14 protein-coding genes and 2 pseudogenes are annotated in these 18,820 nt (G+C 43.5%); 8 read left to right on the top strand and 8 right to left on the bottom strand.

The genetic code is table 11. The features are described from left to right. Positions 1-27 precede the first annotated feature (27 nt). The 3 genes from fabD to MgSA37_RS01285 all read right to left on the bottom strand — a co-directional run bounded on the left by fabD (position 28) and on the right by MgSA37_RS01285 (position 2,130). Positions 28-909 carry an ACP S-malonyltransferase gene (fabD, locus tag MgSA37_RS01275; protein ID WP_096349472.1) on the bottom strand — a complete coding sequence of 294 codons (882 nt, stop codon included), beginning with the start codon at positions 907-909 and terminating at the stop codon, positions 28-30. Between the two features lie 153 nt (positions 910-1,062). Continuing rightward, positions 1,063-1,704: a GTP cyclohydrolase I FolE gene (folE, locus tag MgSA37_RS01280; RefSeq protein ID WP_096349473.1), complete on the bottom strand. Its 642-nt coding sequence runs from the start codon at positions 1,702-1,704 to the stop codon at positions 1,063-1,065. Between the two features lie 9 nt (positions 1,705-1,713). Beyond that, positions 1,714-2,130, bottom strand: coding sequence for a 6-pyruvoyl trahydropterin synthase family protein (locus MgSA37_RS01285; RefSeq protein WP_096357181.1), 417 nt, complete (start codon positions 2,128-2,130; stop codon positions 1,714-1,716). A gap of 76 nt (positions 2,131-2,206) precedes the next feature. On the opposite strand from MgSA37_RS01285, the pseudogene mqnB reads away from it, so the two are divergent. The 5 genes and pseudogenes from mqnB to MgSA37_RS01305 form a co-directional block, all read left to right on the top strand. Further along, positions 2,207-2,809 (top strand): annotated as a pseudogene (gene mqnB / locus MgSA37_RS28515) (futalosine hydrolase); the annotation flags it as partial. Positions 2,810-2,950: 141 nt separating this feature from the next. Continuing rightward, on the top strand, positions 2,951-3,811 hold the full coding sequence (locus MgSA37_RS28520) for a menaquinone biosynthesis family protein (protein ID WP_172885382.1): 861 nt from the start codon (positions 2,951-2,953) through the stop codon (positions 3,809-3,811). 148 nt (positions 3,812-3,959) lie between these two features. Then, positions 3,960-4,679, top strand: coding sequence for a tRNA pseudouridine(55) synthase TruB (truB, locus tag MgSA37_RS01295; protein ID WP_096349475.1), 720 nt, complete (start codon positions 3,960-3,962; stop codon positions 4,677-4,679). Between the two features lie 8 nt (positions 4,680-4,687). Then, the gene (locus MgSA37_RS01300) at positions 4,688-5,620 is read left to right on the top strand and encodes a bifunctional riboflavin kinase/FAD synthetase (RefSeq protein WP_096349476.1); all 933 of its coding nucleotides are present in this window, start codon (positions 4,688-4,690) and stop codon (positions 5,618-5,620) included. A 163-nt stretch (positions 5,621-5,783) separates the two neighbouring features. Further along, complete coding sequence (locus MgSA37_RS01305; protein WP_096349477.1) at positions 5,784-6,197, top strand: hypothetical protein; 414 nt, start codon at positions 5,784-5,786, stop codon at positions 6,195-6,197. A gap of 2 nt (positions 6,198-6,199) precedes the next feature. Here the strand turns inward: MgSA37_RS01305 and MgSA37_RS01310 are convergent, their stop codons facing one another. Next, positions 6,200-6,823 (bottom strand): LysE family translocator, encoded by a 624-nt coding sequence (locus MgSA37_RS01310; protein WP_096349478.1) that lies wholly within the window; start codon positions 6,821-6,823, stop codon positions 6,200-6,202. 100 nt (positions 6,824-6,923) lie between these two features. Between MgSA37_RS01310 and MgSA37_RS01315 the strand changes: the two genes are divergently transcribed. Continuing rightward, positions 6,924-7,856 (top strand): cobalamin-binding protein, encoded by a 933-nt coding sequence (locus MgSA37_RS01315; protein WP_232010760.1) that lies wholly within the window; start codon positions 6,924-6,926, stop codon positions 7,854-7,856. Positions 7,857-7,942: 86 nt separating this feature from the next. Next, positions 7,943-8,173: a hypothetical protein gene (locus tag MgSA37_RS01320; protein ID WP_096349479.1), complete on the top strand. Its 231-nt coding sequence runs from the start codon at positions 7,943-7,945 to the stop codon at positions 8,171-8,173. A gap of 4 nt (positions 8,174-8,177) precedes the next feature. Here the strand turns inward: MgSA37_RS01320 and MgSA37_RS01325 are convergent, their stop codons facing one another. From MgSA37_RS01325 to MgSA37_RS01335, 3 genes and pseudogenes are all read right to left on the bottom strand, one after another. Beyond that, positions 8,178-9,893: an OmpA family protein gene (locus MgSA37_RS01325; protein ID WP_096349480.1), complete on the bottom strand. Its 1,716-nt coding sequence runs from the start codon at positions 9,891-9,893 to the stop codon at positions 8,178-8,180. Between the two features lie 4 nt (positions 9,894-9,897). Further along, positions 9,898-10,883 (bottom strand): annotated as a pseudogene (locus MgSA37_RS29630) (PorP/SprF family type IX secretion system membrane protein). Then, the gene (locus tag MgSA37_RS01335; RefSeq protein WP_096349481.1) at positions 10,880-13,423 is read right to left on the bottom strand and encodes a T9SS type B sorting domain-containing protein; all 2,544 of its coding nucleotides are present in this window, start codon (positions 13,421-13,423) and stop codon (positions 10,880-10,882) included. Before MgSA37_RS01335 ends, MgSA37_RS29630 begins: the two are co-directional and overlap by 4 nt. A gap of 453 nt (positions 13,424-13,876) precedes the next feature. On the opposite strand from MgSA37_RS01335, the gene MgSA37_RS01340 reads away from it, so the two are divergent. Continuing rightward, positions 13,877-15,361: an IS1182 family transposase gene (locus tag MgSA37_RS01340; RefSeq protein WP_096349482.1), complete on the top strand. Its 1,485-nt coding sequence runs from the start codon at positions 13,877-13,879 to the stop codon at positions 15,359-15,361. Positions 15,362-15,642: 281 nt separating this feature from the next. On the opposite strand, the gene MgSA37_RS01345 is transcribed toward MgSA37_RS01340, so the two are convergent. After that, on the bottom strand, positions 15,643-18,768 hold the full coding sequence (locus MgSA37_RS01345; RefSeq protein ID WP_096349483.1) for an AsmA family protein: 3,126 nt from the start codon (positions 18,766-18,768) through the stop codon (positions 15,643-15,645). Positions 18,769-18,820 lie beyond the last annotated feature (52 nt).

Below are 18,820 nucleotides of genomic sequence, written 5' to 3' on the forward strand. Positions count from 1 at the left end.
AGGATGGCTTATATATTTATTTCCTGCTTAAATAAAGGCACTTTCAGTGGGTATGTGCCGGTCAACTTTTTTTACAAGGCCCTGCAGAACGCTGCCCGGCCCAACTTCAGTAAAAGAGATTGCGCCATCTTCCAGCATATGTTTAACTGTTTGTGTCCAACGTACAGGCCCTGTTAGTTGCGCTATTAAGTTGTGCTTTATTAAAGCAGGGTCAGTGTATGGTTTGGCATCAATGTTTTGGTAGACAGGGCAAATAGGTGCATTTATTTCTGTATGAACAATAGCATGCTCCAGCTCAACCCGTGCAGCTTCCATTAAAGGTGAATGAAACGCGCCGCCAACATTCAGTTTCAGCGCCCTTTTTGCGCCTGCAGCTGTTAACTCTTCGCAGGCTTTATCAACACCGGCAATGGTGCCCGAGATAACCAGTTGCCCGGGGCAGTTATAATTGGCAGGCACTACAATGTCACTGATGCGGTGGCAAATATCTTCAACGGTAAAATCATCCAAACCTATAATAGCCGCCATGGTTGAAGGTTGTATCTCGCATGCTTTTTGCATAGCATTGGCACGGGCCGCTACCAAACGGAGGCCATCGGCAAATGACAGCGCTTTGCAGGCCACTAATGCCGAAAACTCACCCAGCGAATGCCCTGCGGCCATGCCTGGTTCAAAGGCATCGCCCAATACAGTGGCCAGGATAACGGAATGTAAAAATATGGCCGGCTGGGTAACATTTGTTTGCTTAAGGTCCTCAATGGTGCCCTCAAACATAATATCGGTGATGCGGAAGCCCAGTATTTCATTGGCTTGCTCAAACAGGGCCCGGGCCTGTTCTGATTGTTCGTAAAGGTCCTTACCCATACCCACAAACTGGGCCCCTTGTCCGGGAAAAATGTATGCTTTCAAATTAGTGATTAGTTAATTGGAGATTAGAGATTAGTTTCTTATCGGTTGATTTATATTTTTTCATCCCAAAAATAGTTATTCAGGGCTAATATTGAATATTTAAGATCGATTAAAGATGTTTTTTCCTAATCTCTGGTCTCTAATCTCCAATCACTACCCCAGCTTCGCTGAAATGAGGTTCAAAAATTCAGTACGTGTTTTCTCTTTTAAAAACTCGCCGGTAAAGGCCGAGGTGGTGGTAACCGAGTTTTGTTTTTGAACGCCGCGCATGCTCATGCAAAGGTGCCGGCATTCAATAACTACGCCTACGCCCAACGGATCTAACGCATCCTGGATGCAGTCGCGGATGTCATTGGTCAACCGTTCCTGTACCTGCAGGCGGCGTGCAAAAACATCAACTATCCGCGGTATTTTACTTAGCCCAACCACATGGCCGTTAGGGATATAAGCCACATGCGCTTTGCCAAAAAACGGCAGCATATGATGCTCGCACATCGAGTAAACCTCAATATCCTTTACGATCACCATCTGGCTATAGTCTTCTTTAAAAACAGCCGAAGCCATTATCGCTTTGGCGTCAAGATCATAACCCTGGGTGAGGTATAGCATGGCTTTGGCAATCCGTTCAGGTGTTTTTAATAACCCTTCCCGTTCCGGGTTTTCACCTAACTCTTTTAAAATCTCGTGGTAATGTGTGGAAAGGCTGCTGATCAGCTCCGGGTTATAACGGTCAATTTTTATGTAACCTTCTACATCGTCGTCGTCGGTGTCCTTTATAAAGTTTTCGTTAATCATGTTGCAAGTTTAATCGCCAAAGTATTCAGCTGAATTATTTTCAGTTTCGTACAGCTTTACCGAATGCAAAAACACGCCTTCATAAGCTTCGATAGGTTTTTTCAACTGGTTAAAAATTTCGATACAAAGTAACTCGGTCGAAGCCATTTTTCCTGTCATAAAATCAACATCTTTATTAATGTTTTTATGATCAAGTTTCTCAATTACATAGTCGTTGATAATTATTTTTAACTCCTTAAGGTCCATCAGGTAGCCCGTTGCATGGGTAACCTCACCTTTAACGGTTACAAAAAGGTTATAATTATGGCCATGCCAGTTAGGATTGGCACATTTGCCAAACACTTCTGCATTTTTCTCTTCGCTCCATTCCTCGCGGTACATGCGGTGTGCAGCGTTAAAATGTTCCTTGCGCGTAATAAATATCATCATAATAAATAATGGTGCAAATATACAAAACAAAAACAGGCGTTAAGTTTTATCTTAGCGTCATAAAAATAACGAGATGCGGATATTGGTTGTAGCGGCTACACGCGAAGAAGTAAGGGATTTGATTTACGATTTACGATTTACGGTTTACGATTTTGAAAAAGGGGATAGGCCTGCGATTGCCAAGATCGGAAATATGAAAACCGATATTCTTATTACCGGCGTAGGCATGGTTGCTACGGCTTTTGTGCTAGGCCGACATTTGACTAACAATGATTACGATTTGGCTATTAATTTAGGCATTGCAGGCAGCTTTGACAGGAACATAGCCTTGGGCGAGATGTTGGAGATCACCCAAGATACATTTGCTGAATTAGGTGCTGAAAACGATAATGAATTTTTGCCAATAGATCAACTTGGTTTTGGGCAGGGGACTTATAACCCAGACTACTTTCTCGGCGACCTGGGGGAATTTTTCCCTGCATTGAACGTAAAGCAGGCAACGGCAATAACCGTAAACACAGTACATGGCAATGAGGATTCTATTAGAAAAGTCGCAGAGCGTTTAAACCCGCAGCTGGAAAGCATGGAAGGTGCAGCTTTTTTTTATGCATGCAAACAATTTGATATTCAATCCTTACAAATCAGGGCTGTGTCAAATTACGTGGAAAAACGTAACAGGGGCAATTGGAAAATTGGCTTAGCCATAAAAAATCTGAATACCTTTGCGGTAGAATATTTGAATCTAATGCTGCGTGGCAAACAAAGGACGAAAATAACCACAGTCACCATTGACCCCCCAATATTTGAAATGCCGGTCATGACAAAACTAACCCTGGGTTTTTCGCCCTGCCCCAATGATACTTTTATTTTTGATGCGCTGATTCATCATAAAATTGATACCGAAGGACTGGATTTCGAGGTGTTTTATGATGATGTGGAAACGCTGAACCAAAAAGCCATGCGCGGCGAGCTGGACATTACCAAACTAAGCTACCACGCCTTTGCCTATGTGGCCGATAAATATGTTTTGCTTGATTCGGGCAGCGCGTTGGGTTTTGGCGTAGGTCCAATGTTGATTTGCAAAGATGATCCCGGAAAATTGATCTCAAATCTCAAATCTCAAATCTCAAATCTCAAAATAGGTATTCCCGGCAAGTACACCACCGCAAACTTCCTTTTAGGCCTGGCTTTCCCGAATGCCACCAACAAAGTGGAACTGGTTTTTTCGGATATTGAAGATGCTGTTCTGGAGGGTAGGGTGGATGTCGGCCTCATCATCCACGAAAACCGTTTTACCTACCAGGATAAAGGCTTAAAAAAGATCATCGATTTGGGCGACTACTGGGAAAAACAAACCGGGTGTGCTATCCCGCTGGGCGGAATTGTTGCTAATAGAAATTTGCCCTCAGAAATCCAGCATAAAATTAACCGCGTTTTGCGGCGCTCCGTAGAGTTTGCTTTTGAAAATCCGAAATCCGGGCTTGAATTTATCCGCTCCCATGCGCAGGAAATGAGCGAGGAGGTAATGTATAAGCATATCGAACTCTATGTAAATAAATACTCGGTTGATTTGGGCGAAGAAGGCAAAAGGGCGATTAAACTGCTTTTTGACACCGCCAGGAAAAAGGAAATTATACCGGAATTTAGCGACAATATATTTATCACAGATTTAAACTGATTATTACGATTACGCTGATTAATTTCGCGGCGTTTTTGTATATTTTTGTAAATCAATAATAATCATACAATCAATCGGTGAAATCACCTCAAAACAAATCGGTGAGATCAAAAAAAATCAGTGAAATCATATAAATCAGTACAAATCTGTGATCAACCCATTTACTACCATAGAAGAATTTGCAGAAGGGCGTTTGCTGCTGATCAACAAACCCTATAACTGGACCAGCTTCGACGTAGTTGGAAAATTGCGGAATTCTTTTAAACCTTTAAAACTGAAAGTGGGTCATGCCGGTACACTTGATCCGCTGGCTTCGGGCTTGTTGATCATCTGCACCGGGAAAATGACCAAGCAGATCGATACTTTCCAGTCGCAGGAGAAAGAATATACCGGGACGATGGTTTTGGGTGAAACCACACCATCCTTTGATATGGAAACCGATGCCGATGCGCATTTCGATATCAGCGCCATTACCGAAGAACAAATCAGGGCGGCCTGCGCGCAGTTTATCGGCGATATCCAGCAATATCCCCCGGCACATTCGGCTGTAAAAATTGACGGCGAACGACTTTACGAAAAAGCCAGGCGGGGTGAAGAAGTGGAGCTCCGGATCCGCAATGTTACCATTACTGAATTTGAGATCACCGGCATTGCTTTGCCCGAAGTTAATTTCAGGGTGGTATGCAGTAAAGGTACTTATATCCGTTCATTGGTAAATGATTTTGGGAAAGCCTTGAATAATGGCGCTTATCTGTCCAAATTAAGGCGTACCCGGAGCGGCGAATACCGCATCGAGGATGCTTTTGAAATTATGGAACTGGTTGAAATGATCAGGGATTTGAAAATGAATTTACCGGCTTTTGAATAGAATATAACATGAAGATCTATCATCATATTGATGAATTCGTTCCTTTAAACAATGCGGTGGTTACTATCGGTACTTTTGACGGGGTACATTTGGGGCATCGCAAAATTATTGCCGGGATAAAGGAACTGGCCGAAAGCACAGGCGGCGAAACCGTATTGCTTACATTTTTCCCTCACCCCCGGATGATCTTACACCCGGAGGATGAAAGCCTTAAGCTGATCAATACCATGGCCGAAAAGGCCGAACTGCTGGAAGCTTTGGGCATTGATCACCTGATCATCACCCCTTTTTCAAGAGATTTTTCAAACCAAACGGCTGAAGGATACGTCCGCGATGTGCTGGTGAATAAGATCGGTACAAAAAAGATCGTGATCGGGTACGATCATCGTTTTGGCAAGGACCGCCAGGGAGGCCTTGCGGAGTTGCTTCAATTGGGGCCGGTTTACGGCTTTGATGTGGTTGAAATACCTGAGCAGGATATTAATGAAGTGGCAGTAAGTTCTACCCGGGTGCGGGAAGCTTTAATTGAAGGAGATATAGCGTTAGCCAATACTTTTTTAGGCTACCCTTTTTATATTACAGGCACCGTGGTACGCGGCGATCAGTTGGGCAGGCAAATTGGTTATCCAACGGCCAATATTGTAATTTCAGAGACTTATAAGCTGATCCCGTCTCATGGCATTTTTGCCGCCCGGGTAAAAATTGATGGTAAAATGTACGATGGCATGGCTTATATCGGTTCGCGCCCCACTATCAATGGCTTAACCCGTAACATTGAGGTGAATATTTTTGATTTCGACCAGGATATTTATAACCGCCGTATCCAGATGCAATTCCTCAATTTTGTGCGGGATGATATGAAATTTGATTCACTGGAAGCGTTGAAGTTGCAGATTGCGAAGGATAAGATTGAGGTAGAGAGGCTGTTGGGAAGTTCATAGTTGATGGTTCATAGTTCATAGCCGAAATCATTTTTAACAGCAAACATTTATTTATAATAAATTCGCCACTCCGATGGCACCCTTTGAGGTTTAAGGGGCAAGAGATCTTACTGCTCCTGTTTTTTAATGTTAAACCAAAATAAAACTAAACAGTCACTAAGTAATGATCAATTCCAAATATGTACTTACGTTGATTTTGTTGGGCCTGTTGTCCTGCAAACAGCCAAAACCCCAAAGCGTAAATAAAGACATTTTTTTGATTGGTAAATGGGAGAATTGCCAGGAACTGTTTCTGCAAGGTGACGGGCGGTCAATTCCGATGAGCCGCAACGCTTGCCCTTTTATTATTTTCGATAAAAACTATATGGGGTATGTAAAAATGGGAGATGCAACTATAACTTCTTCCTTTAATTGGTCAGCCGGGAATGATAAACTAATCATCAGGCAATCCAAAAATGCAGGCAGACCGTTTTTTGGCCTCGGGGTATTCAAACTGCTATATAAAAACAATCAAGTAATCAAACAAGTTGTCATGTTTGATACAGTACGGAAAGTAAAATATATACTTGAGAGGTAGCACTACCCCTTAAAAAACACCAGGTAAACCTGCTTAACCACATGGTAAGCCGCGAAGGAAAAAAACAGTATAGCTATCCCTGTATTGATTACCCGCGTGCTTAACGCGAATTTGCTTTGAATAAATTGGGCAAACTTTGCATATAAGTACAGGCACAAAAACGCGCCGGCTGCCGATCCTGCGCTAAATACCACCAGCGCCAGTTTGCCATCCAGTATCCATTCATGCGTAATCAAATAGGTGCCGGTGATCATCCAGAAAGGTACCTGCATCGGGTTTAAAAAACCTAAAAGAATGCCGTATCTGATACTTTCATGCTCCGAATAGTTTGCCTTGGTTGGCTTTTTCCGATGGATCCAGGTGATTGTCCCTAAAGTGGCAAATAAAACTACCATCACCCAATCAATCACCGTATCCAGCTTTACCTGAGTCGACAACCATTTGGCGGCGTGCATGATAAAATAGGTAAAGAAAAATTCAACACTCGAAAAGGCGATGATAAACCGCATGGCCTGTTTAAAGCCGCGGTTAATGGTGATCTGCACCAGGGTAAGGTTAATGTTCCCCGGCGGTATATATCCGATAAAATTGGCGAACAGGCCTAAAAATAGCGTCAAAAAAATCATCGTCCCAAAGTAACAGGTTTTATTTGAAATCCGGTTTCCTCAAAATTGTTTCCGGGTATAAAAAACATAATGGTTATTTAACATTAATTACCTTTGCGCTGTGAATGATCTGTATCCAAAAATAGTTACCCTGTTGCCCGCAGCAACCGAAATTGTTTGCGCTTTAGGGCTTGAAGCAAACCTCGTTGGCCGCTCTCACGAATGTGATTTCCCTGAAACGGTAAAACAACTGCCCGTATGTTCGGAAGCCAATTTTCCGGATAATTTGAGCAGTGACGATATTGATGTTGAGGTAAAGGAAATATTGGCCGATGCCTTATCCGTTTATACAGTTAACCGGGAACAAATAAAACAACTGGCGCCCGATGTGGTCATCACCCAGGCCCAATGTGAAGTTTGCGCGGTATCGTTAAAAGAAGTGGAAGAAGCGCTGGACGATTACCTGGATAAACCAGTCCGCATTGTCTCCCTTCAACCCAACTCACTCAATGATATTTTTAATGATATCACCACCATCGCCAATGCTTTAAATGTAACCGACGCCGGTGTTGTTTTACTGGAAGATTTGAATGAGCGGGTTGATATTATCCGCCACAAACTAAAATACATTGATAACAAACCCACTGTTGCCTGCGTGGAATGGTTGGAGCCCTTAATGATCTCCGGCAATTGGGCGCCTGAACTGGTAACCATTGCCGGTGGAACGCCCATATTGGCCGAAGCGGGTAAACATTCGCCTTACGTTAAATGGGAAGACATTAAATCCCTGGATCCTGACATCGTACTGATCATGCCCTGCGGCTTCCCGATAGAACGCACCTTAAAAGAAATTCATCTATTGCTCCAATTACCCGGTTTTAATGAATTAAAAGCCGTAAAAAATAACCGTGTTTATATTGCCGATGGCAATCAATACTTTAACCGCCCTGGCCCACGGATAGTAGATTCAATCGAGATACTGGCAGAGATCATCCACCCCAAACAATTTATTTTTGGTTATGAAGGGAGTGGGTGGATAAAGTTTGCGGTGTGAGCAGATAAACTTACGAAGTTTTAGAAACTTCGTAAGTTTTAAAAAGAACTCGGTTTTTGTAAATTTGATACGATAAACCGCTTTATATGGCACAGATAGTATTAGAAGTAAATGACGCCGTCGGAAAAAGTTATAATAGTTTAAACCAGAAACAGAAGGAAAAGTATAATCGGGCAATTAGTTTAATGTTGACGAAAGTTTTAAACGATATAACAGATGCTGATTACTCCAGGCTTCTTGACGAAATTGGCAACGAAGCAATAAAAAACGGACTAACCCCCGAAATTCTGGAATCGCTTTTAGCGTCCGACGATTAATACTTCATTCCATCACCCTAAACTCCGTCCTCCTGTTTAACTGGTGCTCAGCTTCAGTACATTTTACATCGTCTGTGCAGCCGTTTACCAAATGCGTTTTGCCATAATACTTTATGACCAGCCGGTCGCCCGAAATCCCTCTATCAACCAAATAAACAACCACCGCAGCGGCCCTCCGTTGGGACAGCGAGATATTATATTGATCTGATGCCCTTGAATCGGTGTAAGATGATAATTCAATTTTAATGGCCGGGTATTGCTTTAAAAGTACCACCAGTTTATCCAGTTCGGCAGCAGCATCCGGGCGGATATCCGCCTTGTCCAAATCGTAATAAATATTGTTAATGACGATGTTAGGCTTGGACTGCGTTTTTGCAGCAACCGGTTCCGGTGTTTTTACTTTAACAATTTGCTTTAAGGGGATCGAATCTATCCGTATAAAACTGTAAATATCATCACCGCCCTGCCCGCCTTCGCGGTTTGATGACAGGTACCCGCTTTTGCCGTCGTTTGTTACCAAATAAAAATCGTCACTGGTGCTGTTAATTGGATATTTCAGATTTACAGGGGTACTCCATTGATCTTTTTGGCCTTTGGCGCAATAGATATCATATCCGCCCATCCCCGGCAAACCTTTGGAGGCATAATATAAATTACCATCCCCGCCAATTACCGGGAAGGCATCTTCTTCAGCGGTATTAATATTTTTTCCGCAATTTATAGGGATGCCCCAGCTGCCATCTGTGCGCTTTTCGCAGTACCAGAGGTCTGTTTTGCCAAAACCGCCCGGCATATCCGAAGTAAAATAAATGGTCTTTCCGTCTTTCGACAGCGCCGCTTCTCCGACAGAATATTTTTCGACATTATCATACGGGAAATCCCCCCCAACCACCCATTGGTCTTTCTTTTTGTGCGCCATCAGTAAATGCAAACGGCGGCTGTAAAGGCTTTTTCCAGGTGTTGAATCTGTGTCCGTGGGTAGCGCCGCGGCTGATCTCGCCGTGGTAACCGTTATGTAAGCGGTATCGGCCGTTTTGTTCAACACTATCGGGCCGAAATGATAATAGTCGTTATAGCTTTGGCCCAGCGAGTTGACCACATCAAAAGCGCCGATCCGGGTTCCGCTGGTATCGCACTCGTATAATTTAAACCAGTTATTGCCGGTCCGGTAATCCAAATCGTTTTCGTCCGCTATCCGGTCCGATGTAAAAAACAAACCCGTTTTGCCATAGTAAGTTAATCCCCAGTCTGAAAATGATGTGTTTAACTTAGTGTAATTCTTTATTTTATAGGCAGATGCCGATCTCATCCATAAAGCAGCCGAATCGCAAAGCGCCAGCTTTCGGGAAAGGCCCACGGCCCCGCCGCCATAATAAAGCCCGAACTGCTGTTTGGCCAAATCAAATTTTTCATCGCGCAGCAAAACTTCGGCATAATAATAATGACTGATCTTACTGGCTTTTAGGTCTGTCGTTGCTTTTGCGTACCACGTTTCTGCATCTTCATAACGATTAATATTCCGGTAACAATCGGCAATTCGCTCCAGAATCCGTATATCGGTTTTCTTCTTTACCAGTTTCAGGTAGAGGTTCAGGCTTTTAAAATATTCATACCGGACATAATAATTATCCGCTTGTTGTTTTATGGATAATTGTTCCTGTGCCCCGGCGTATTTAGCCAGTATGAGCGTGCATAAACCGATGATCATTAATCTCTTCATCCACTTAAAAATAACGCGGACTAACAATCCGCTGTTTTCTTCGACCAAAAGTTAAACTCAAAGAAATCTCATGCGAACCACTCTGGTAGCTGGCCAGCTTGCTCAGCGTGAAATCGTATGAATAGCCGACCCTGAAATGGTCGTTTAAATAAAACTGTGCAATGGCTGATATGGCGTCTGTTTCGTTGAGGCTGCTTTGCAAATTTGCTTTATTAAAACTTATAAACCCTGTTTGGTAGGATGTGCCCAACCAAACTATTTTGTTAAATACCAGGAAAGCCGTCAGATCAAGGTTGGTTGGGCCTTTAAAATCCTCTTTGATCATGAATGAAGGTTTCAGATCCATAAAGTCAGATAAGGGCACCATAGCACCGGAAGTGAGGTAAATGGTTTTAACCTCGTTCACTATCGGCGCGTTGTTGGTAATGTTAACCAGCGGTTTGGCAAGCAAATTAAAAACGGATGCACCCACGTAAAATTTGGCGTATAATAATAAACCCCGAAACGAAAATCCGGGCTTACTTTACTCACTGTTCCGGCGGGGATGCTTCCGTCGGCGGCATCTGTCGCATTAAATTCAGAGCCGTTCAGGCTGTATTGTTTTACGCCGAAACCAATACCAAAACTGATGCGTTTGGTATCCTCCGCATCCAGGCGCAGCCGATAAGCATAATTGGCATAAACAGACGACATATTTTCTGGTCCCAAACGGTCAACGGTGCCGATAAGTCCTATACCCACATTACTGTTCCAGCTATTGGCTATGCCATCTATGGAGGCCGTTTCGGTTTGCGGCGCGCCGTTAATGCCCACCCATTGCAGTCGGCTGCTTAAATTAACGGTCCAATCGTCTTTATAACCGGCATAAGCAGGGTTTACCGCAAGGCCATTAAATACATACTGGCTGAATTGTATGGTTTGCTGTGCGGACGATTTCAGCATAACTAAAACCATCCCTGTAAGCAATAGGTATATTTTCCTCTTTATCATTGCTTACTTCGTTTTAAAAATACCCAGCCTTTAAATGCGGTTAAGCCGCCATTACGGTCACGGCGGTTTAAAATATAATAGTAGGTGCCCTCGGCCAGGCCGCTGCCGTCCCAGTTGTTCAGGTAATTGTCGGCCCGGTAAACTTCGTTACCCCAGCGGTTAAAAATAACCAGCTGCGAACCCGGGAAACTTTCGAGCCCGGCAATTTTAAATACATCGTTCTTGCCGTCGCCATTTGGCGTAAAAATATTGGGGATCGTTATTCCCGCGGCTATAACCGTAACAGCAACGGTATCGGCACAAGCATTTTCATTGGTTAAAATAAAATGATAGACGCCTAAATTATCAAAGCCGGTTACTGCTGTTGAACCGCTTGTGGGGTTGACAATAATTGTGGCTGATGGGTTATTATTTGCCTGCACCCAGGTACTGCCCTCGGTGCCAGAAAGGGTAGCCGTGTCATATTGAACGATCGTTTGATCGGCTCCTGCAGATGGCGCGGGTTTATAAACTGTGTTTATCGTTTTAATATTATTGCAGCCCTCTCCTGATGGCAATGCATTACATTCATCAGCGGGGTCGGTTGGCGGCGTGGCATCCGGGTTAGTGGCATCGGGGTCGGTAACGTCCGGCGGACGCATTATACTTGCCGATACTGGCAGGCTGCCGCTTGCGGTTTGGGCTATGGTGCCGGTTATTGTAAATGTTCTTACCGAACCGCTTGCCATGTCCATTTCCGCGTTATAGGCACCTGGCGAAGTAGTTTCGTTTGATGTTGACGATATACCCGATGTTGATGCACTATTTACAGAAATATCCGTAATTTCTGATGGGAAACTAAACTTAAACTTTGCTCCTGTAACATCGCTTGGTCCATTGTTTTTTACGCTGACGGTATATTGTACCGGCTGGCCACCGCAACCCGCTATTGAGCTGATGCTATCAACAGCAAGGTCAGCCTCCTGCAATTGAAAGGTAACGGAACTTAAAACGGGCGCTGCTGAGATGTACGACCATGTATCGATCCCCTTGTTGTTGCCGAAGTCGTTTTGGTTGACTGAATCTGTAGTCGGCATACCCCATTTATGGCCGTTTACCGTACTTTTTATACCGGTTAGGTTTTTTACAGGGTTAGGCGGTGTTCCCAAAGCGATAATAGGTGAATCGTTCCAGTAAACAGTATCATCAGGGGCATAATTGCCATTGATCCGTGTCAATATAATGCCGTTAACGTTTCGTTCCACATCAAAAAACGGAAAGTGAACTTCCCCGGCCTTGTTTGTCACCATGATATTGGCGCTGTAATTTCCCTGCGGATCGGCAGGCACTTTATTGCTAAGGCCGTCAAGGCCATCCCAATAGATAGTGTTGATACCCGGGTTAACTATCCCGGTAATTTTGCGGTCTATGGCATCAGTAAATACCCCGTTTTTATTTACATCAATGGCTATTAAATAAGTGCCCGCCGCACTTGCCGTAAACGTAAAATTAGCCCCAAGCGGGTTTGTCCCCGCCTTGCCGCTTGTGCCCTCAATACCCGTAAACGCAGCATTGGTGATAGATGGTACAACCGGTGGGCTTAACAACCAGGTAGTAATACCACCGGGTGTTTTGGCTGCTGCGGGCATATCGGATGCCGGCGGATTAAAAAATATTTTTTGGGTGATATCTGTTTGCGAATCAACAGTACGGGGGTCCTGTACATTTGGGTGGGTATCATCATCAATGCTGAGGTATGAGGCGCTGCCATTTGCGTTTCTGAAACCTTTATTATTTACAAAAAAAGTAAAGCCATTGCCTGCCTGCCCATTGTTGTTTAGGGTATATTGATAGCCGTCGCTGGTGAGGATATTAAAGATCCCGTTAAACCCAACATTGAAAGTGCCCAGTATCCCCGAAAATACATTGGTAAATACCCGGCCTTTTAAAAATTTAGAATTATTTACATCGCGGACAGAAACATCAAAAGCAGCGATGTACTGCCCCTGTGGCTGTGTCCATGCAGCGCTGGCCGGTACCGGGGGTGGGTTGCCAAAGTCGATACCGTTGCTTGGCGAAATAAAATCAATTTCCCAGATGCCTTCCTGTGCGGCCTGCACTGTTACAGTATAAGGGGTATAGCCCCCGGCATTTGGCGTCGGGCCTGCAATTTCCTGCCCGCGGTTGCCAATAAGGCCGATGGTAGCTGAGTGGCCGCTGGTATAGGTGGATCCATCAGGGGCACGTAATTCAATGGTGCCTGAATCAACCCCCTGCGCGCTTGAGCCCACATTAATAGTTTCCCCCGCTTTAACGTAAACTTTCATTGTCCCTAAAGTTGGGAAGGGGTAGGATGGGTTGCCCGTTGGGCTTGAGAAAAGAAAAGCCCGGTAACCACCGTTTGCCGATATATCTTTGCTTCCTTCCGCAAATAATTGACCGGCCAAAAGCAAATAAAAAAACAAAATAGGGTAAACGAACCTCAACCCCTTTCTCAGAAGTAGTTTCGGAAAATGTAAATAAGGCGTGTTAAAACTATAGGAATGTACACGTTTTGGCATGCAGCACGGTTTACAGCCTGAAATTAAGCAATTAGGCGTTATAAATGAAAATGATACCGTTAAAATTATAGAAAGGAAGGCTGCATGATGGTTTGCTCAGGTAATTACATCAAATTAATCAACAAATGTAGAATTAAGGATAAAATATCCAGTTAGGGATAACCCATTTGTAGAAAAAATACGGAAAGAGATAGATGCTCTAAATTTATTTTTGCCCTCTTTTTTGCCTGCAAAAGAGAGGGCAGATCAAGCGTAGCGATGATCGGGTGAGTAAACCCCGTCGGACATTACCGCCAATGCAGGGCGGCGAGTCTACTCACCCCGACTGCGCTGCGCTGATCGCCCCTCTCTTCCGCTCGGTGACCGTTGCACAACTAAAGTAAGTCGATGAAGACTCACAATAAAAGTTCTTTGAAATATTGATTAAAATTTTGATTTTTAGTATATTAGCCTATGCAAGGCAAAAAAGATCATCAGGAAAAGCTGTTCATTCAATTTCAGCTTTCAGACTATGTTCCGGCGGATAACTTCTATCGACGGTTAAAAAAACTGCTTAATCTGGATTTCTTATATCGGTCTACTTCAGCGTATTACGGTAAAGAAGGCCAAAAGAGTATTGATCCGGTGGTTTTTATGAAGTTAATGTTAGTTGGTTATCTTGAGAACATTAACAGTGACCGACGCATCATTGCTGCATCAGGCATGCGAATGGATATTCTTTACTTCCTGGGGTATGACCTTGGTGAAGAACTGCCGTGGCATTCTACTTTAAGCCGCACCCGTAAACTCTATGGCGAAGAGACCTTTTTAGACTTATTTAAACAGGTGTTAAAACTCTGTATCAATCACGGCCTGATTAATGGTACACGACAGGCCGTGGACAGTGCTTTAATACCGGCAAACGCCGCAAAGCAAAGCATGGTTGAGCGGCTGGTCATGGAAGATGCTTCCGTTTTCAGCCGGGAGTTGAACGATAATAGTGAAGATGAACCCAAAACGCCGGAAGATGATAATAAAGGCGGTCAGGGTAATCCGGATAAGAAGAACAAAAAATCAGCTCAGGTTAATGAAACCCATTATAGCCCTTCAGACCCTGACGCCCGTTTAACCACCAAACCCGGCAAACCGATGCGGCTGTATTACCGGGCACAAATGAGTGTGGATACAGCCAGCCATTATATCACTTATATACAAGCCTTTAAGGGAAACCAGGCTGATAATACTTCACTGCCGCTAATGCTTCCGCAGATTGCAGGTAATATGGCTGATCAAGCTATTCAGGTAGAAGAAATACTGGCTGATACAGGTTACAGCAGCGGTAAAGCGATACGGGCATTAACAGCCAATGGTATGAAAGGGTTCATTCCCAATCCTGGAAACTATAAATCTTCAAGAGAGATCGAAGGGTTTACCTATGAGGCGGACCATGACCGGTACACCTGTATAATGGGTGTACATCTGCCTTTCAGGCGCATCGAGTCCGCCTATAAAGAGCCAACCGTTCTCAAAAAGATTTATGAGTCCAACATCAGCGACTGCAAAAACTGTCCGTGCAGGGAAATCTGTGCTAACAAAAAAGGGTTTAAAAAGCTGATCGACTCTGCGGATAAACCACTTTATGAATACATGCAGCGGCGGGTAGAAAGCCCCAAAGGCAAACTGATGAAGTTGCTTCGGTCCAGTACGGTCGAGCCGGTTTTCGGTTCTTTAATTAACCACACGGGCTTAAACAGGATAAACAGCAAGGGGCTTAAACAAGCTAACAAATGCATGCTTATGGCCGCTACGGCTTATAATCTCAAAAAACTCCTTAAATATAAGTTCAAGCCCATTCAAGAAACACAAAAACAGATCAGTAATTTCTTAAACAGCATATTTGATACGCTATTAAGCAGCTTTAAACAACAATATGCTATAAATGCATCGTCTTGGTTTTAATCGATATTTCAAAGAACTTTTTATAGTCTCACGACTATAATCCTTCAAACTGGACAAGTTTTTTTAAAACTTAATCCGGTTTGGTTGTGCAACGGCCACCGAGCGGAAAAGAGGGGAAGACAAATAACTTAATGACATTGCCCTACGGGTCATAGAATTCGGTTTGTCAGGCAAAGTATTGTACAACCTCAACAAAGAAAGCGCGAAGTGATGCAAAAAGGATCTCTTCCGGTGACCTATAACTTAGCTTCTGTTGGATGCATTACTGTCGTGACAGCCAATTAATTCCCTGTATCATCTGTTTCCTTTAATTCATCTTCCTGTTTTGCTCTTCCCAAATGAATATTTGGTTTCGCTTGCGTGCCGGTAATGGTCATCGGGATGCCGAAGATGCCAAACGGCGGCAATCCCAGCCTGAAATGCAGGTTAAGGGCATTATCAAAACTTACCTGCCCGTCAAACTTTAACCTGAAGCCTGCCATTTTTATCTTGGTTTGCTTAATGGTGATGATGTTATTGGCAATGGTGGTTTCAATATTCACTTTTGACATATCGCCGGTATCCAATCCGTTATGATCGGTTTTGCTTCCCACTGCCGAGAATAATTTAAAGCCATGCAATTTTATCTTTTTAACAGAAAGCACGCCCCCGCCTTTTATGGAAGGGTAAACCGGCTGCATATTGGCGTTTAACCGCCCGCTTAATTTATAATCCAACGATACCTGGCCCGACGCACTTTTTGCCGAGCTTGCCATGTCACGGAAAATCTTGATCTGGTCATACGCCTTCTTGATATCAAAATCCTTCGCAGTAAGGTGATAATCAAAGGTGGCATTTTTAGGGTTGATGCTTGTATAGGTGGCATCCATCATAACGGGAGCGCCAATTAAATTAAAGCCCGCCTGTTTTAAAACAATGCTGCCGTTATTAACAGCCATTTGTCCCTTAACATCATTCAGCTCAAGCCCGTTGTACTTTACTTTTTTTACATCGGCGCTAAAATTCAGGTTCAAATTACCCGGCACCATAATGACGCCCGACGGGGAGTTTTTTGGCTTGCCGCTCACATTTGGCGAGGGGCTGGAAAATGCCATAAAATCATCGGCAGTAACACTGCTGCTCGAAAAGCTGAAGTTCCCCCGTAGCGTATCTTTTGAGTTGCTGGCATAGCCAAAGACATTGGTAAGCGCGCCGTTCAAAATAATAACCGATTTACCATAGGTAGCTGTAAAGGCATCAAAATTCATCTTGTCCTGGTTAAAGCTAAAGTTGCCGTCTTTAATAATGAACGGTTTTGGGAAAAGATCAGACGTGAGCGCGATATCTTTTACCTGCATTGATCCGCTGTTATTCAATTTGGCATAATGGCCGGCCATAGCATCACTTTGTTTGCCTTTGAGCGACAGGTTAGTGGTGATAAATCCCTTTACGTTGTAATCCTTAACCGCGAATACCTGGTAAATTTTACCAATATCCAAAGTGCCGTGCGATTTGATATTATATTCCAGGTTGTTAAAATTTTTCAGATCGGCGGTAACCGAAAAAGGCTTATCCTCAAAAACCAGTGAAACCGGTTTCAAAACCACCCTCAGGCCGGCAATGGAGGCCGAACTGTTGGTTATATTGGCATTTACCTGTATATTCTGTATGGGATGCGGATAATATTTTGTTTGAATTGATCCGTCCTGCAGGCTGATGTTGGCTTTTGTTTGTGGGAAAATACGTTTTGCAGGGATATATTTACCCTTGGTTTGCAAATTGGCTAGCAAGTTGCCTGATAGCACCAGGCCATCAACCGGGTATATCTTTTTTATATCGGCCATGTTAAATTTTGCCTGTAAGGAGCCATCCATCGGGAAGCCGGGCCCCATACTCATTTTAAAATAGCCTTTAAGGTAATTTTCCAGCACATTGGCATTCAGGTTCTCTATTTCAAAAGTGGCGTGCCGGTAATCATTGTCTTTGCAGGCGGCGTTCATATTAAAACTGATATTTTTAACAGCTTCCTGCACCCCTGCATATTTTATATACCCGTTGCTAAAAGACGATTTAACCGTAAACTTCGGAATACTGGTAATCACCGTATCCACTTTGCGGATCCCGCTGCGTTTTATGCCCGTAGTGAATTTGCCATCAGCCAGCATATGCAGCGAATACCTGCCCTTTAACTCGTACGGCTTTACCCCAAATGCATTGCTCCATTTTTCGAGGTCTATTTCGGTGTTTACCTTGGCGTAGATCTCTGGTTTTTTAACCCCTTTTATCCTTAATACCGATCCGAAATAATCCTTACCCATGTTAAAATAAATAGAATCAAGGTTTAACTGCAAACTGTCGGGGTCAAGGCCGGGAACCCTTGTCTCAAAATTCAGATACAGGTTGCTGACAGGTACCGGCGACTTTTTATTATTAATGTATCCGTTCCGGATATTCACTTTCATACTCAGGTCGGGCAAGGTACTATCCGCAGCGTTATATCTTCCTGCCAGTTGCAATGCGATGCTCCCTGTTCCGCGAACGTCCGTTTGATTGAGCCATTTTAAATATTCGGGTGGAAGCGCTGTAACGACGTCGTGCAGGTTGCTCTCTTTGGAGTTTACTTTAAAATCCATGAGGTACCCGCTTTTCAAAAAGGCGAATTTCCCGATAAAATTTACGGGTAGTTTATTGATCACCAGGTCGTTTTTCCTGAATTCAAAAGCCAGTGATTTGGTATTGATACTGGTCACCAGGTCGGCATCTATCTTTTTTGAAAGTACATAAGCCTTGTTATCATAAATAAAATCTACCGAGGCCATTTGCGTATGGGTGTGCAGGTCGAAAATATCTTTGCTTAAATCGCCGCTTCCGGTATAGTTAACGCCCCTTGCATTAAACTGCATCGGTATTGACCGGTCGTTATAAACAAAATGGCTGTTTTCAATAATAATCTCGTCTATGCCCAATGAAGCGCTGCTGGTATCCGCAGGCGATTTGGGCGTGACATTTTTTGATTTATATACATTGTAATTTACATGGCCCGCAGTATCAGCCTGGATATTGATGAATGCATCACTCAGGAATATTTTATCGATGGTGATCTTGTCCTTGAAAACCGAACTTACATCAATCCCAAAAGAAACATCTTTTGCCGCAATAAGGGTGTCGTTTTGAAAAGGAGCGCTGCCTTTTAGCAAAAAATCATTTAAAGTTAGCGTCAGGCTGGGGAAATGCTTAAAAAAGGATAACCGCGTACCTGAAAATGCCAGCTGGCCATTAATACTGCCGTTGGCCCATTGTTTTATCTTATTGCTTACCGTTTGCGGGAATAGATAAGGCAAAGCAAATAACAGTAAGAGCAGTGTAGCTATGGTAATAATTGTTATTTTAATGCTTTTAAAAAGTGTTTTTTTAATAGAGAAACTCATAAGCGAAGGCTGACCGGCAAAAATTAATCGTAATAATTATAAATATAAAAGT

It is taken from the genome of Mucilaginibacter gotjawali (assembly GCF_002355435.1).
GTDB lineage: Bacteria > Bacteroidota > Bacteroidia > Sphingobacteriales > Sphingobacteriaceae > Mucilaginibacter > Mucilaginibacter gotjawali.

Excerpts from the sequence above, each read along its gene's own strand:
- MgSA37_RS01305 (WP_096349477.1), top strand. The coding sequence starts at position 5,784 with ATGATCAATTCCAAATATGTACTTACGTTGATTTTGTTGGGCCTGTTG.
- folE (WP_096349473.1), bottom strand. The coding sequence starts at position 1,704 with ATGATTAACGAAAACTTTATAAAGGACACCGACGACGACGATGTAGAA.
- MgSA37_RS28520 (WP_172885382.1), top strand. The coding sequence starts at position 2,951 with ATGACAAAACTAACCCTGGGTTTTTCGCCCTGCCCCAATGATACTTTT.
- MgSA37_RS01310 (WP_096349478.1), bottom strand. The coding sequence starts at position 6,823 with ATGATTTTTTTGACGCTATTTTTAGGCCTGTTCGCCAATTTTATCGGA.
- MgSA37_RS01340 (WP_096349482.1), top strand. The coding sequence starts at position 13,877 with ATGCAAGGCAAAAAAGATCATCAGGAAAAGCTGTTCATTCAATTTCAG.
- MgSA37_RS01300 (WP_096349476.1), top strand. The coding sequence starts at position 4,688 with ATGAAGATCTATCATCATATTGATGAATTCGTTCCTTTAAACAATGCG.
- MgSA37_RS01335 (WP_096349481.1), bottom strand. The coding sequence starts at position 13,423 with ATGCCAAAACGTGTACATTCCTATAGTTTTAACACGCCTTATTTACAT.
- MgSA37_RS01345 (WP_096349483.1), bottom strand. The coding sequence starts at position 18,768 with ATGAGTTTCTCTATTAAAAAAACACTTTTTAAAAGCATTAAAATAACA.
- MgSA37_RS01320 (WP_096349479.1), top strand. The coding sequence starts at position 7,943 with ATGGCACAGATAGTATTAGAAGTAAATGACGCCGTCGGAAAAAGTTAT.
- MgSA37_RS01285 (WP_096357181.1), bottom strand. The coding sequence starts at position 2,130 with ATGATATTTATTACGCGCAAGGAACATTTTAACGCTGCACACCGCATG.
- MgSA37_RS01325 (WP_096349480.1), bottom strand. The coding sequence starts at position 9,893 with ATGAAGAGATTAATGATCATCGGTTTATGCACGCTCATACTGGCTAAA.